The 14,357-nt window shown below is 64.0% G+C and carries 15 protein-coding genes and 1 tRNA gene; 6 read left to right on the forward strand and 10 right to left on the reverse strand.

Annotated features, from left to right (window positions below):
* Positions 1 to 134: 134 nt before the first annotated feature.
* The 4 genes from EJB06_RS13845 to ispB form a co-directional block, all read right to left on the reverse strand.
* Positions 135 to 1,703 (reverse strand): GH39 family glycosyl hydrolase, encoded by a 1,569-nt coding sequence (locus tag EJB06_RS13845; RefSeq protein ID WP_198420830.1) that lies wholly within the window; start codon positions 1,701 to 1,703, stop codon positions 135 to 137.
* Between the two features lie 116 nt (positions 1,704 to 1,819).
* Positions 1,820 to 2,728, reverse strand: a complete 909-nt coding sequence (locus tag EJB06_RS13850) for a substrate-binding periplasmic protein (RefSeq protein WP_229427066.1) — start codon at positions 2,726 to 2,728, stop codon at positions 1,820 to 1,822.
* A gap of 197 nt (positions 2,729 to 2,925) precedes the next feature.
* Positions 2,926 to 3,002: transfer RNA gene (locus tag EJB06_RS13855), tRNA-Pro, on the reverse strand.
* Positions 3,003 to 3,049: 47 nt separating this feature from the next.
* Complete coding sequence (ispB, locus tag EJB06_RS13860; RefSeq protein ID WP_126074603.1) at positions 3,050 to 4,039, reverse strand: octaprenyl diphosphate synthase; 990 nt, start codon at positions 4,037 to 4,039, stop codon at positions 3,050 to 3,052.
* Positions 4,040 to 4,290: 251 nt separating this feature from the next.
* Between ispB and rplU the strand changes: the two genes are divergently transcribed.
* From rplU to EJB06_RS13890, 6 genes are all read left to right on the forward strand, one after another.
* A complete protein-coding gene (rplU, locus tag EJB06_RS13865; protein ID WP_054268134.1) occupies positions 4,291 to 4,602 on the forward strand; it encodes a 50S ribosomal protein L21 in 312 nt (103 codons plus the stop codon).
* Between the two features lie 70 nt (positions 4,603 to 4,672).
* Complete coding sequence (gene rpmA / locus EJB06_RS13870; RefSeq protein WP_126074604.1) at positions 4,673 to 4,951, forward strand: 50S ribosomal protein L27; 279 nt, start codon at positions 4,673 to 4,675, stop codon at positions 4,949 to 4,951.
* A 102-nt stretch (positions 4,952 to 5,053) separates the two neighbouring features.
* Positions 5,054 to 6,163: a GTPase ObgE gene (gene obgE, locus EJB06_RS13875; protein ID WP_126074605.1), complete on the forward strand. Its 1,110-nt coding sequence runs from the start codon at positions 5,054 to 5,056 to the stop codon at positions 6,161 to 6,163.
* Positions 6,164 to 6,176: 13 nt separating this feature from the next.
* Positions 6,177 to 6,554: a hypothetical protein gene (locus EJB06_RS13880; protein WP_126074606.1), complete on the forward strand. Its 378-nt coding sequence runs from the start codon at positions 6,177 to 6,179 to the stop codon at positions 6,552 to 6,554.
* 16 nt (positions 6,555 to 6,570) lie between these two features.
* Positions 6,571 to 7,689: a glutamate 5-kinase gene (gene proB, locus EJB06_RS13885; protein WP_126074607.1), complete on the forward strand. Its 1,119-nt coding sequence runs from the start codon at positions 6,571 to 6,573 to the stop codon at positions 7,687 to 7,689.
* Between the two features lie 99 nt (positions 7,690 to 7,788).
* Entirely contained in the window at positions 7,789 to 8,865 is a 1,077-nt protein-coding gene (locus EJB06_RS13890) for a DUF4272 domain-containing protein (protein WP_164557912.1), read from the forward strand.
* A gap of 3 nt (positions 8,866 to 8,868) precedes the next feature.
* Here EJB06_RS13890 and EJB06_RS13895 read toward each other — a convergent pair whose 3' ends face one another.
* The 6 genes from EJB06_RS13895 to EJB06_RS13920 all read right to left on the reverse strand — a co-directional run bounded on the left by EJB06_RS13895 (position 8,869) and on the right by EJB06_RS13920 (position 14,245).
* Positions 8,869 to 9,618, reverse strand: a complete 750-nt coding sequence (locus EJB06_RS13895; RefSeq protein ID WP_126074609.1) for an AAA family ATPase — start codon at positions 9,616 to 9,618, stop codon at positions 8,869 to 8,871.
* Complete coding sequence (locus EJB06_RS13900; protein ID WP_126074610.1) at positions 9,615 to 10,154, reverse strand: O-acetyl-ADP-ribose deacetylase; 540 nt, start codon at positions 10,152 to 10,154, stop codon at positions 9,615 to 9,617. Before EJB06_RS13900 ends, EJB06_RS13895 begins: the two co-directional genes overlap by 4 nt.
* Before the next feature lie 31 nt (positions 10,155 to 10,185).
* Entirely contained in the window at positions 10,186 to 10,833 is a 648-nt protein-coding gene (gene nth, locus EJB06_RS13905; protein WP_126074611.1) for an endonuclease III, read from the reverse strand.
* Between the two features lie 3 nt (positions 10,834 to 10,836).
* Entirely contained in the window at positions 10,837 to 11,511 is a 675-nt protein-coding gene (rsxB, locus tag EJB06_RS13910) for an electron transport complex subunit RsxB (protein WP_126074612.1), read from the reverse strand.
* A 139-nt stretch (positions 11,512 to 11,650) separates the two neighbouring features.
* Positions 11,651 to 12,886, reverse strand: coding sequence for a polyhydroxyalkanoate depolymerase (locus EJB06_RS13915; protein WP_126074613.1), 1,236 nt, complete (start codon positions 12,884 to 12,886; stop codon positions 11,651 to 11,653).
* 261 nt (positions 12,887 to 13,147) lie between these two features.
* Positions 13,148 to 14,245 carry an NAD(P)/FAD-dependent oxidoreductase gene (locus EJB06_RS13920; protein WP_229427069.1) on the reverse strand — a complete coding sequence of 366 codons (1,098 nt, stop codon included), beginning with the start codon at positions 14,243 to 14,245 and terminating at the stop codon, positions 13,148 to 13,150.
* Between the last annotated feature and the right edge of the window lie 112 nt (positions 14,246 to 14,357).

The raw sequence follows: 14,357 nt of genomic DNA on the forward strand, positions 1-14,357 counted from the left end.
TGGCTGCCCTGCTACCATCCCACGGCGGCGGCGAACCTCGGTTGTCGTCCGCGGCGGTGGGCTATCTTGAGCCATGCCAAGGGAGATGGCAGGTTTCCCTTGTACGGCGGGATTGCCGGCATCCGCGTTGCGGTCTATTTCCTCGCTTGCAGCTGGAGCAGGTAGACATCGTTTTCCCGGAGCGGCAAGGTGATGCCGGCGCGGCCATCGGCGCCCACACGCACCGTCCTTTGCTGATCCGGCTTGCCGCTGGCCAGCGATTTCAGGGTGGCCACCTGGCTTTTGGCCAGCTGCCTGGGCGAACCCATGCCGATGTAGGCAGTAAACGCATCGTTGCGCCGGTAGCCGACCGTGGAGATGTGCAGCGTGTAGCTGCCGCGTTGCAGGCCGCGCAGGCGGATATCGACCTGGCCTTTGTCCCTGGGCGGCAGGTCATTGATGAAGTACTGCTGGTTATTCACGCCGTCCGGCAAGGTGCGCGTGTAATCCCACAGCAGCAACTGGACCTTGCCCTGGCGGTCGGTGCTGGCGAACGATCGGCTGTCGCTGTTTTTCAGCGCGGTCGGCGCAAGCTGGTTGAGGAATTGGTAGGCGAAATAGGCCGGCTTTTTGATCCCCTGGGTATTCATCAGGCCAAAGCCGCCGTGGAACGCCTCCATGCGCGGTCCCGCTTCCTCGAAAATATCGGTGAACACCCAATACGACATCGATTGCGCCGCGCCGCCGACCTGCTTGAGCTTTTGCAGGATATACGCGGCCTGGTGATAACTGTCGTGGCTCGGATCGGCGGGCGTGTACGAGGAACTCCATTCGGTGTAATGCAGCTCGAGTCCGGGCATGGCCGATGCCGCGATCTGCCGGCGATTCCGGATCACGTCGGCGCTGATTGCATCGTCCTCCTTGCTCAGCACCGTACCCGTGCTGCCGTATTCGTCGAGGAAGCCTTGATGGACGCCATAGGTGTGCGTGCTGACGAAATCGAGCGGCACCGCATTGCTGGCGCAGTAAGCGATCATCTCGGCAATCCACGCGGCGCCGGCGGTGGCCGGACCGCCCACCTTGTAATCGGCGTTGACGCTCTTGATCGCGCGCGCGGCATGGCGGTACAGCTTGAAATAATCGTCTTGCGAACCGGCCCAGAAGCCGTCGAGATTCGGTTCGTTCCAGACTTCGAAGTACCAGCTGGCCACTTCCTGCGCGCCATAGCGTTCGGTAAAGTGCTCGGTCAGGGCCTTGATCAGGCGCTCCCAGGCCGCATAATCCTTGGGCGGGGTGACATTCCCGCGCCACCAGAAAATGGTCTTGTCGCCGCTGGCCATCTGCGAGGGCATGAAACCGAGTTCGACAAACGGTTTGACGCCGATGCCGAGCAGGTAATCGTAGAGCGCGTCGACATACTGGAAGTTGTATTGTTCCCTGCCTTGCGCATCGACCCGGTACACGGCCATGTCGTCGGACAGCAGCCCGTGCATGCGGATATACTTAAAACCCGCATCGCGTTTGATCTCGGCCAGCTGCCGCTGCCAGTCGGCGCGCAAGCCCTCGTTGGCGCGGCCGGCGCCGATGGACATGTTGAACGCCGGCGCCAGGGGGCCGTCGACGGCCCGTGCATCGATGTCGATCACCCGGGTTTGGGCGCGGCCCGCCAGCGGCAGCGCCAGCATGGCGGCAAGCAGCAGGACGCCGGCTCGATTGAAGGTCATTGTCGCGCTCCCAGGCGGTGAGGAATTGGCCAGGCTTCATTCTGGGAGCGGGTCGGTGGCGTGGCAATCGCGAAAAGCGCGTTCTGGCGTTATGAAATCCGCCAGCGCGGGCGGCGCTATTTTCCGCTCAATGGATTGAACCAGAGTTCGGTGCGCGACAGCGGCGTTTCCGGCGTCAGGCGCGGGTTGGCCAGCTTGATGACGCGGCGCTGCTTCATCGCCGCGGTGGCGATGATGTCGCCTTTATAGCGCTGGAAAAGCGCGTTGAGGGTGCCGTCGCGGATCATCATTTCCATGCCCGCTTCGATGCGCTGCGCGAGCAGCTCGCCCTGGGCGTCGCGGCGCAAGAAGAAGTAGCGCGGCAGCGGATAATGCAGCAGCAAGGTCGGTTCGATTTCCATCTGCGGATAGGCGGCGTGGCGTTCATTCAATTCGCGCAGGGCCTCGTCGGCGGAACGCGAGAAAAAATCGAAGCGTCCCGCCGCCAGCATGGCGAACAGGCCGGCGTAGTTGCTGCCCTCGACCACGCTTATGCCGGCGTTCTGCACGATCGCGATGTCGGCCCAGCCCTGGCCGACGCCGGCGCGCAGCGGGCGCAGGTCGGCCACCGTTTTGACTTGCGCAAAACGGGCGCGGTCGGCCTGGCGGATCAGCAGCAGGCGGTAGCCGAGCAGGCCGCGGTCGACCGGCAGCCGGATCGGCAGGAATTGCTTTTCCAGTTCGGGCGAGCTGGCGCGCACGAAAATGTTGATGCGGCCGGAGGGCGTCGCCATTTCCTGGATCACGCGCGAGGGCGACATCGCCACCGGCGACTGGCGCTGCTCGAACGGGCCGAAGGCGCGCACGGTCTTTTCCATCGCCGCGCGCAGCACCGCCCAGTCGTAGTCGTAGCGGCTGTCGATGCCCTCGCTGGTGAGCGGATAGGTGAGGGTGGCGGCGTGGGCGTGGGCATGGCAGGCGAGCGCGAGCGATGCCAGCAGCAGGCGCAACACGCCCGGCAATCGGTTGGTGATCGTGCGCATCATGGAATGGCTGGGTCTGGCGAAACACCGAGTGTGCCATGCCGGCGCCCGCGCCACCAAGCGCGACGGGCGCGGCTGGCGCGATAACAACGGTTTGCCGGCGGCGGCAGGTGCGCGGGGTCCGGCTCAGTTGGCGATGGTTGAACGCTGCGGGCGAATCCGCACACATGCCGGGAGACGGCAAGGCAAGGGGGAAGAAGTGGTCGGGGTGAGAGGATTCGAACCTCCGGCCTCTGCGTCCCGAACGCAGCGCTCTACCAGGCTGAGCCACACCCCGACGGGTAGTAGAATGAAGAGAATTCGTCGCTAATACGTTAACGCGGCTCAGTGGTTCCTGTCAACTGCGAAGCTGCATAGTTGCAGCAGGCTTTGCTTGTACAGGCTTTCCGGCAGGCCGGCGATGGCGTCCGCCGCCCGCTTGGCGGCAATTTCCGCCTCGCGCCGCGTGTAGTCGAGTGCGCCGCTGCTGGTCACCGCCGCCAGGATCGCGTCGAAATGCTGCTCGTCGCCCTGCTCGATGCAGTTGCGCACCAGTTCGCGCTGTTCCGGCGTGCCGTTTTCCATCAGCCAGATCAGCGGCAAGGTCGGCTTGCCTTCGCGCAGGTCGTCGCCGACATTCTTGCCGATTTCGCTGGCGTCGCCCGCGTAGTCGAGCACGTCGTCGATCAGCTGGAAGGCGGTGCCCAGCGAGCGGCCGTATTCGCCAGCCGCGCCGATCTGCTCGTCATTGGCGCCGGAAATGAGCGCGCCCAGTTCGGCCGCCGCCTCGAACAGCTTGGCCGTCTTGGAGCGGATGACCTTCAGATAGCTTTCCTGCGTCACATCCGGATCGTGCATGTTCAGCAGCTGCAGCACTTCCCCTTCGGCGATCACGTTGGTGGCGTCCGACAGGATCTGCATCACGCGCATATTGTTCAGGCCGACCATCATCTGGAACGAGCGCGAGTACAAGAAGTCGCCCACCAGCACCGACGCCGCATTGCCGAACAGCGCGTTGGCGGTCTGGCGCCCGCGCCGCATCGACGATTCGTCGACCACGTCGTCGTGCAGCAGGGTCGCGGTGTGGATGAATTCGACCACCGCCGCCAGCTCATGGTGGGCCGTGCCCTTGTAGCCATAGGCATTGGCCACCAGCAACACCAGCACGGGGCGGATGCGCTTGCCTCCGGCGCTGATGATGTACTCGGCAATCTGGTTGACCAGGCTGACCTCGGAATGCAGGCGCTCGCGGATCACCGTGTTGACTGCCTCCATGTCCGGAGCGATCGATTGGGCGATGGAATTTTGTTGTGCGTGTAAGATGGCGGCGGACAAGGCGAACCTGCAATAGACGTTAGGTGCGGCGATTATACGACAAGCCGCCTGTTTCCGCCCCATGCTCTACGGTAACGCCCGCCCGTATTGACGGCGCGCCGCCCGCCCGCGCAGCGCCTTGTAGTTGTCGACATACCACGAACATGTGGCCTTGTGCATGTCTTTTGACGAAAAAAACCAATCCATGTATAATCTGCGGTTCCCCCGGCTCCGGCCAGGGAATTTTTTAACATTTGATGAGGTTTCCTATCATGTACGCGGTCATAAAAACCGGTGGCAAACAATACAAAGTTGTCGCTGGCGAAAAACTTAAAGTAGAACAGATACCGGCAGACATTGGTTCCGAACTCACCATCGATCAAGTTCTCGCAGTAGGCGCGGGCGACACCATCAAGTTTGGTGCGCCATTGGTCGAAGGTGCAACGGTACTGGTAACTGTTGTGGCACACGGTCGTCACGATAAAGTGAAGATTTTCAAGATGCGTCGTCGTAAGCACTACCAGAAGCATCAGGGCCATCGCCAGAATTTCACCGAAATTCAAATCGTTTCGATCAACGGTTAATTCCGTGTGCCAGGCTCAGCGAGCCCGGCTAGATCAGTCCAAAGTTAACCAGCTATCCAGGAGTATTTAAATGGCACACAAAAAAGGCGGCGGCACAACGCGCAACGGCCGTGACTCGGAATCAAAACGCCTTGGCGTTAAAGTCTACGGCGGCCAGACCATCAATGCCGGCGGCATCATCATCCGTCAGCGCGGCACCCCGGTGCGCGCAGGCGAAAACGTCGGCACCGGCAAGGATCACACCCTGTTCGCGCTGGTCGACGGCAAGGTGAAGTTCGTTGTCAAGGGCGTTGGCTCGAAGCAGTACGTTACCGTTGTCGCTAACGACGCAGAAGCCGTCGCAGCGTAAGTCGTATCCGCGCTGTCATGGCGCACATTTGTAAGGCGCAAGCCTTCCATTGAAAGGCTCTGCCCACGGTAGAGCCTTTTTAGTTTTAGGGCGGCACAAAATATGAAGTTTATCGACGAAGCAAAAATCGAGGTCATCGCCGGCGACGGCGGCAATGGCTGCGCATCGTTCTGTCGCGAGAAATTCCGGCCCTTCGGCGGCCCGGACGGCGGCGACGGCGGCAAGGGTGGCTCCATCTGGGCTGTTGCGGACCGCAACATCAATACCCTGGTCGACTTCCGTTACTCCAAAATGCACAAGGGTAAGGACGGCGAGCCGGGCCGCGGCGCGGATTGCTACGGCAAGGGCGCGGAAGACATCTATATGCGCATGCCGGTCGGCACCTTGATCGTCGATAACAACAATGGCGAGATCATCGCCGACCTGACCGAACACGGCCAGACCGAACTGCTGGCCAAGGGCGGCGAGGGCGGCTGGGGCAATATCCACTTCAAGTCCTCGACCAACCGCGCGCCGCGTCAAAAGACCGAAGGCAAGGAAGGCGAACGGCGCGAGCTGCGCCTGGAACTGAAGGTGCTGGCCGATGTGGGCCTCTTGGGCATGCCGAACGCCGGCAAGTCGACCTTCATCACGGCCGTGTCGAACGCCAAGCCGAAGATCGCCGACTACCCGTTCACCACCCTGCACCCGAACCTGGGCGTGGTGCGCGTGTCGCACGAAAAGAGCTTCGTCATCGCCGACATTCCCGGCCTGATCGAAGGCGCCTCCGAAGGCGCGGGCCTCGGCCACCAGTTCCTGCGCCACCTGCAGCGTACCGGCCTGCTGCTGCACATCGTCGACATGGCGCCGTTCGAAACCAATGTCGATCCGGTCAAGGAAGCCAAGGCGCTGATCAAGGAACTCGAAAAGTACGACGAGACCCTGGTCGACAAGCCGCGCTGGTTCGTGCTGAACAAGCTCGATGTGGTGCCGGAAGAAGACCGCAAGAAGCTGGTCAAGGATTTCGTCAAGCGCATGGCCTGGAAGGGTCCTGTGTTCGAAATCTCGGCACTGAGCCACGAAGGCTGCCCGGAGCTGGTCAACGCCATCTACCTGCACCTCGAGACCGTCAAGAAGAGCGAGCACCGCGCCGAAGAAACGCAGATGACCGAAGAAGCACGCGGCATTGCGTCGATCGATCCGGACGATCCGCGCTTCAAGATCCTCGACTAAATTGGCAGTACCCATGCCCAGATGGAGGCTGCGCGCGCAGCTTCTGAACCTGATCGCCCTCGCCAGTTCGCTGGCCGCACTCGCGGCCTTGCTGGACCCGGACCGGGTGGCGATCGCCATGGGCGTGTTTCTTGTTGGCGTGAACGGCTACAGCCAGTTCTTCGCCATGTATGTCGGCGTGAGGGTGGCTACCGCCGCCCTGGCGCTGCTGGCAGCAAGGCAGGCCGACCAGCCTGTCCTCGGCGATATCACCGCATTGTTCGTCCTGGCGCAGCCGGCGGGCCGCTTTGTCGCGGCGTTTGCCATCGGCCTGCCCCAGGGATTATTGTTAGTCGTTTGCGGGATCGAACTGGCGGCGGGCCTTCTGCTGCTTGCCTTGCGCCCGCGCTGATCAGAGCCGCCGCCCCATGAACTCCGTCATCCAGACCGCCACCCGCATCATCATCAAAGTCGGCTCCTCGCTCGTCACCAACGACGGACGCGGGCTCGATCACGCCGCCATCGCGCGCTGGGCCGCGCAAATCGCCGCCCTGCGCGCCCTCGGCAAGGAAGTGGTCATGGTCAGCTCCGGCGCCATCGCCGAAGGCATGCTGCGCCTCGGCTTCGAGAAGCGCCCGACCGATATCCACGAACTGCAGGCCTGCGCCGCCGTCGGCCAGATGGGCCTTGCGCAGATCTACGAAACCAGCTTTCGCGCGCACGGCCTGGGCACGGCCCAGGTTCTGCTCACGCATGCCGACCTGGCCGACCGCGAACGCTACCTGAACGCGCGCTCCACCCTCACCACCCTGCTGCGCCTGGGCGTGGTCCCGATCATCAACGAGAACGATACCGTCGTCACCGACGAAATCAAGTTCGGCGACAACGACACCCTGGGCGCGCTGGTGGCCAACCTGATCGAAGCCGACGCCCTGGTCATCCTCACCGACCAGCATGGCCTGTACAGCGCCGATCCGCGCAAGGACCCGCAAGCGGTGCTGATCGCCCACGGCGAGGCGGGCGACCCGGCACTCGAAGCGATGGCCGGGGGCGCCGGCAGCAGCATCGGGCGCGGCGGCATGCTGACCAAGATCCTGGCCGCCAAGCGCGCCGCCGGCTCGGGCGCGCACACCATCATCGCCTGGGGCCGCGACAGCGACGTGCTCACGCGCCTGGCCGGCGGCGAATCGATCGGCACCGAGCTGCGCGCCCAGACCGGCCGCCTGACCGCGCGCAAGCAGTGGATGGCGGACCATCTGCACACCGCCGGCCAGGTCGTGCTGGACGCCGGCGCGGTGCAAAAGGTCTCGAAAGACGGCAAGTCGCTGCTGCCGATCGGCGTGATCGAAGTGCGCGGCGAATTCGGACGCGGCGCCATCATCACCTGCCTGGCCGAAGACGGCACGGCGGTGGCGCGCGGGCTGTCGAACTACACCAGCAGCGAGGCGCGCCGCATCCTGCGCAAGCCGTCCTCCGAGATCGAAAAACTGCTCGGCTTCCTGGAAGGCCCGGAGCTGATCCACCGCGACAACCTGGTCCTGCTGTGATCCGTGGCGCGGTGTCATGCCGCGCACGGCGCAATGATCCTGCCGAAAAGCGCGCCGCGCCGGTATGATGGCGTTTTCGCCAGCGTCCCACCGAGCCCCATGATCAATTCACTCAAGCGCCTGTTCGCCCGTCCGCAGGCTGTCGTGCCGGCCGCGCCCAGCGGCGCGACCACCCTGTACAACATCTACTGCACGCGCCACACCATCGCGCAGCCGGCCTTTGCCCACACGCTGCAAGGCCGGCGCGACCTGTCCGACAGCGAGCTGCTGGTGCACCTGCAGGGCTTCTGCGGCTATGTGTTCAGCCGCGGCACGGACGCGATGACGCGCGATAAATACCACGTCATCCTGCACATGCAGCGCGTCCAGCATCACCTCAGCATGGAGGTGGCCGACGACGCGCTGCCCGAGCTGCACGCCTGGGCGCGCGACGCCAACGCGCTGCTGTTCACGCCCGACGGCCACGTGCGCGACCCCGACGGCCATGTCTTGATTAACGTCGCCGACGGCCAGGCCGCGCCCGATGCCAGCGTGCCCTACCCGGCGCCGTCGTGGACGCGCAAGGCCGCCACCGAAGCGATGCTGGCCGCGCGCGGCATCGCCGTGCCGGACAGCCTGCCGCCGCTGGCGTGCGAAGAGGAGGTCACCCTGCGCGAGCGCGACGAGGTTGTCGGCCGCGCACGCGCCTTGCTGCTCGTTGCGCTGCGCGCCGAATCGGTGGCGTCGGGCGAGCCGATGCCGGTCGCCACCCTGCTCGACAAAATGCCGCTGGCCGAAGACAGCCTGTCGGCGGCCGAACGCGCCTTCCTGGCGCTGGAGTCGCCGTCGGAGCAGGAGTGCGCGCAGTTCCTGTGGCGTTACGAGAGCCTGTACGTACTGCAGTGGGCATTGGGCATGGTCGGCGAACTGCCGTATCCGGATGCGCCGTGCGACACGTCCGCCGCCGTGGCGCGCCAGATCGAGATGCGCGGCCCGGAACTGCGCGACGCCAGCCAGATCGTCGACGCGCTCGACCAGACCTACCGCCTGCACTGGAACATCCGCCAGATCCGCCTGAAAAAGACGGATGCGCAGTTCGGCGCCGATCCGGACGTGGTGATGGAACGCCACCACGCCCTCAACTGGCTGATCCGCTTCCAGCATGCCGACTGGGACTTCGTCGATTGCCCGACCTGAACGTCAGCGTTTCAGCAGCTCGCGCAAGGTGCGCTCCGGGTTGAGCAGGAAGCCGCGCGTGACCTGGACATGCTCGGTGTCCTCGTACGCTACCTCGGTAATGCCGTCGGCCCCGCACTGGTAGATGCGCGCGCCGGGGTAGGCCATCAGGATCGGCGAATGGGTGGCCACGATGAACTGCGAATCGTCCAGCACCAGGTCGTGCATGCGCGAGAGGACGGCCAGCTGGCGCTGCGGCGACAGCGCCGCTTCCGGCTCGTCGAGGATGTACAGGCCCTTGCCGCCAAAGCGTTCGGTCATCAGGGCCAGGAACGATTCGCCATGCGACTGCTCGTGCAGCGAGACGCCGCCGTAGGAATCGATGACGCGCGGCCCGGGCCCGCCGCTTTCGTCCAGGCGCTCGATTTCGGTGGCGACGTTGAAAAAACTCTCGGCCCGCAAAAAGAAGCCGTCGCGCCAGCGCCGGAAGCCTTTGCTCACGCGCAGATATTCGTGCAGTTCCGAATGCGAGCGGCGCGTGCCGAAGCTGAAGTTCCTGGTGCCGCCTTCGGCATTGAAGCCGAGCGAGACGGCCATTGCTTCGAGCAGGGTCGATTTGCCGGACCCGTTTTCCCCGATGATAAAGGTCACCTTGGGGTGAAGCTCCAGTTCATGCAGCGAACGCACGGCCGGCAGGCAAAATGGATAGCGCTCGAAGGAGTCGACCCGCTCGCGCAGCAGCGCGATGCGGCTCACGTAGTGCGATGAAATCATGCGCGCGCTTCCAGCGCCGCTTCGTACAGCGCCAGGTCGGCGTCCGAAAAGCAGCAGAACACGACCTCGCGCAGGCTCGCTGCCGTCAGCAGCGCTGCGCGCACGCTGGTCACGGCCACTTGCGCCGCCAGTGGCGGCGGGTAGCCGTATATGCCGGTGCTGATCGCCGGGAAGGCGATCGACGCCAGGCCGCGCGCGGCGGCGATGCCGATGGCGCTTTGGTAGCAGCCGGCCAGCAGCGCCGCTTCGCCATTGCCGCCACCGCGCCAGACCGGGCCGACCGTGTGGATGATGCATGTCGCCGCCAGCCGATAAGCACCAGTGGCCTTGGCCTCGCCGGTCTTGCAGCCGCCGAGCAGGCGGCATTCGTGCACCAGCTCCGGCCCGGCCGCGCGGTGGATCGCGCCATCGACCCCGCCGCCGCCCAATAGCGACGAGTTGGCGGCATTGACGATGGCATCGACGCGCAAGGTGACGATGTCGGCGCATACGGCCCGTAGCGACGCGCCATGCCGGCGAGGCGGTTCTGCTGTCATGTCATCCTCCGAAGTGAGCGCAGACGGGAAGCTATTTCACCGCCGGCGCCGGGGTTTTCGATTTGTAATCGCACAGGTCGGCGATCATGCAGTTCCAGCACAAGGGCTTGCGCGCGATGCAGGTGTAGCGCCCGTGCAGGATCAGCCAGTGATGGGCATCCTGCAAGAACTCCTTGGGCACGAACTTGAGCAGCTTCTGCTCGACCTCCACCACATCCTTGCCCGGCGCGATGCCGGTCCGGTTCGAGACCCGGAAAATATGCGTATCGACCGCGATGGTCGGGTCGCCGAAGGCCGTATTGAGCACCACATTGGCGGTCTTGCGTCCCACGCCCGGCAGCGCTTCGAGCGCCTCGCGCGAGTGCGGTACTTCGCCGCCGTGCAGGTCGATCAGCATCTGGCAGGTCGCCATCACGTTCTTGGCCTTGGTGTGATACAGGCCGATGGTCTGGATGTACGACTTGAGTTCGTCGATCCCCAGCGCCAGGATGGCCGCCGGCGTATTGGCCACCGGGTACAGGCGGCGCGTGGCCTTGTTTACGCCCACGTCGGTGGCCTGGGCCGACAGCAGCACCGCGATCAGCAGTTCGAACGGCGTGGTGTAGTCCAGTTCCGTGGTCGGATGCGGGTTGGCGGCGCGCAAGCGGGTAAAGATTTCAAGGCGTTTTGCTGGATTCATCGCTCATTCTTTTGCAGGCGGCGCCGCCTTCTGGCGCGCGCGTTCCATGGCGGCGGCGATGATGGCGCGCTTGCGCTCCTTCTCGGCCAGTTCTTCGGGGGTGTTGGTGGGCTGGGCCGTCACTTCCTGCAGCTTGGCGACGGCCTTGGCGGCCAGGCGCGCATCGTTTTCGGCGCGCTCGCGCTGCAGGCGCGCGCTGCGGAAGTCGTGCCGCTCGCGCGCCGCGTCGGCCTGCTCCTGCGACCACGCGTCCCAGCCGGTGCGCTCGCCCGTCACCGGCATCATGCTGATGCAGTCGACCGGGCAGGGCGCCACGCACAGGTCGCAGCCGGTGCACAGGCTCGGCAAAATCGTGTGCATCTGCTTGGCCGCACCCATGATCGCATCGACCGGGCAGGCCTGGATGCACAGGGTGCAGCCGATGCACAGCGCTTCATCGATGAAGGCCACCGGGCGTGGACGCTCGACCCCGTTGGCCGGATTGATCGGAATCACCTTGCGCCCCAGCAGCGCGGCCAGGCGCGCCACGCCCTCGATGCCGCCCGGCGGGCACTGGTTGATGTCGGCCGCGCCCTCGGCGATCGCTTCAGCGTACGGGCGGCAGGCGGCGTACCCGCATTTGGTGCACTGGGTCTGCGGCAGCAGGTCTTCGATGTGGTCGGCCAGGGTCTTGGTCACGGCGGTGGCGGGCAAACAGGTAAGAAAGCGCCATTATAGTCGCCGCCCGCCATCCGTATCGCCAGCGGCGGCGCGCGGCGGCGCGGCACGGGCGAAAAAAATGCCGCACGCATGCGGCATTCGTCGGCGACAGGGAAAATCAGCCGTGCTTGCGGATGAATTCGCCGATCTTCGGGCAAATCACTTCGCGCCAGCGGCGGCCCGAAAAGATGCCGTAGTGGCCGCATTTCGGCGCCACGAAGTCCTGCTGCATCTCGGCCGGAATGCCGGTGCACAGGTCATGCGCGGCCTGGGTCTGGCCGGCGCCGGAAATGTCGTCCAGTTCGCCCTCGACGGTGAACAGCGCCACCGTGGTGATGTCCTGCGGCCGCACCAGCTTGCCGCCGACGGTCCAGGTGCCTTTCGGCAGGCGGTGCTCCTGGAACACGGTCTTGATGGTGTCCAGGTAGTACTCGGCCGGCATGTCGAGCACCGCGTTGTACTCGTTGTAGAACTGGCGGTGGCTTTCGGCCGGTTCGTCGTCGCCCGCCACCAGGTGGTTGTAGAACTCGCGGTGGCTCTGCGCGTGGCGCCCCGGGTTCATGGCGATGAAGCCGGCGTGCTGCAGGAAGCCCGGATACACCTTGCGCCCGAAGCCCGGGTAGTTGGCCGGTACCGCGTAGATCACGGTGTTTTCGAACCACGAAAACGGCTTTTCGATGGCCAGGTCGTTGACCGCGGTGGGCGACTTGCGCGGGTCGATCGGGCCGCCCATCATGGTCATGGTCTTCGGCAGCTTGGGATCCTTGGCGGTGGCCATCAGCGAGATCGCGGCCAGCACCGGCACGGTCGGCTGGCAGACCGAGATCACATGCAGATCGGGTGCCAGCAGGCGGATGAAATCCTGCACGTAATAAATGTAGTCGTCCAGGTGGAACGCGCCTTCGGTGGTCGGCACCATGCGCGCGTCGGTCCAGTCGGTGATGTAGACGTCGTGGCCGGTCAGCAGCCCGCGCACGGTGTCGCGCAGCAGGGTCGCATGGTGGCCGGACAGCGGCGCGACCAGCAGCACCTTGGGCTGGCCCAGTTTTTCGGTGGCCTTGTCGCTCAGGTCTTTCTTGAAATGCAGCAGGCGGCAGAACGGGCGCACCTGGACCACGTGTTCCATGATGCCGACCGTTTCGCCGTCGATGACGGTCGATGTGATGTCGAAAGCGGGTTTTTCGTAATCCTTGCCGAGCCGGTACATCAGCTCGTAGCCGGCGGCGATGCGCTGCGCGAACGGCGTGTGCGCGAACGGCGAGACCGGATTCGAAAACAGTTTTGAAGAAGCGTCAGCCCACTGCATCAGTGGCGTCAGGAATGAGCGTTGCATCTCGTGCAATTGGTAAAGCATACATATTCCTTCGTTGTAATCGTTGCCTTGCAATCGTTTGCGTAAGGTGTGCCGATTAATTATAGGCCATTTGAAAGGTGCGCTTGCAATTTAGAATTCTTGTTGGAAATCAAGCGCGGCTGTCAGTTTCAGGCAAGCCAAACGTGATTGATACGCTGTTTTATCACACAATGCTGCGCTGCGTTTATGAGCTACCTAACGCAGCATGAAAAATGCCCCGGCTGAGCGGGGCATCTGTTGTGGCGGTAAGACTGAGATGGATTAGTCGAAGGTCGGGGTTTCGACGCCGAGGATCTTGTGCAGTTTCGGCGAGGTGGTCGTGTACTGCATGTGGATCTTCTTGTCCGGGAAGATGTACGGCGCCGCGCCGAAGGCGGCCAGGGCCGCTTCGTGGAAGCCCGACAGGATCAGCTTCTTCTTGCCCGGATAGGTGTTGATGTCGCCCACCGCAAAGATGCCCGGCACATTGGTTTCGAACTTCTCGGTGTTCTGCACCTTGAGCTGGCGGCGCTCGATGTCCAGGCCCCACTCGGCGATCGGGCCGAGCTTCGGCGACAGGCCGAAGAACACCAGCAGCATGTCGAGCGGTACGCGGCGGGTCACGCCGTCGGCGCCGGTCACTTTGACTTCGCTCAGCTTGCCGTCTTTTTCATCGAAGCCGGTGACCTGGCCGATGATCAGTTGCATTTCGTAGGCTTCGCACAGGGCTTTCATCTTGGCAACCGAGGCCGGCGCCGCGCGGAAGTCCTCGCGGCGGTGCAGCAGCACCACCGATTCGGCCTTGCCCACAAAATTGAGGGCCCAGTCCAGCGCGGAGTCGCCGCCGCCGCAGATGACCAGGTTCTTGCCTTCGAACTGGCTCGGATCCTTGACGCGGTAGTGCACCTGGGTGCCGTCGAACGCTTCGATGCCGTCGACCTTGATCGTGCGCGCCTGGAAGGAACCGACGCCGGCCGCGATGAAGATGGTCTTGGTGATGAACTGGGTGCCGGTCGAGGTTTCGACGTTGAAACGGCCGTCTTCACGGCGCTGCACCACGGTCACTTCCTGGCCCAGGTGGAAGGTCGGCTCGAACGGCTCGATCTGCTTGAGCAGGTTGTCGGTCAGTTCCTGGCCGGTGCACACCGGTACCGCGGGAATGTCGTAGATCGGCTTGTCGGGATACAGTTCGACGCACTGGCCGCCCACGGCCGGCAGCGAATCGATCACGTGGGCCTTGATTTCCAGCAGGCCCAGCTCGAACACCTGGAACAATCCGACCGGGCCTGCGCCGATGATCACGGCATCGGATTCGATGGCGCCGGCAAAGGAACTATTGGCAGCGACGCTGCCTGCTTCATGGTTGGCGATGATAGTCATGCGCTTACTTCCTGTTGATTTTGGGGTGGGGTGCAGCTTGCAGCAGTGCATTAAGCGTTGCTGCGGATGGCCGACAGTGTGCCACGATGGAGACGATCTTGCTGGCGCGAAC

Source organism: Massilia atriviolacea (genome assembly GCF_003953935.1).
Classification (GTDB): Bacteria; Pseudomonadota; Gammaproteobacteria; order Burkholderiales; family Burkholderiaceae_D; genus Telluria_A; species Telluria_A atriviolacea.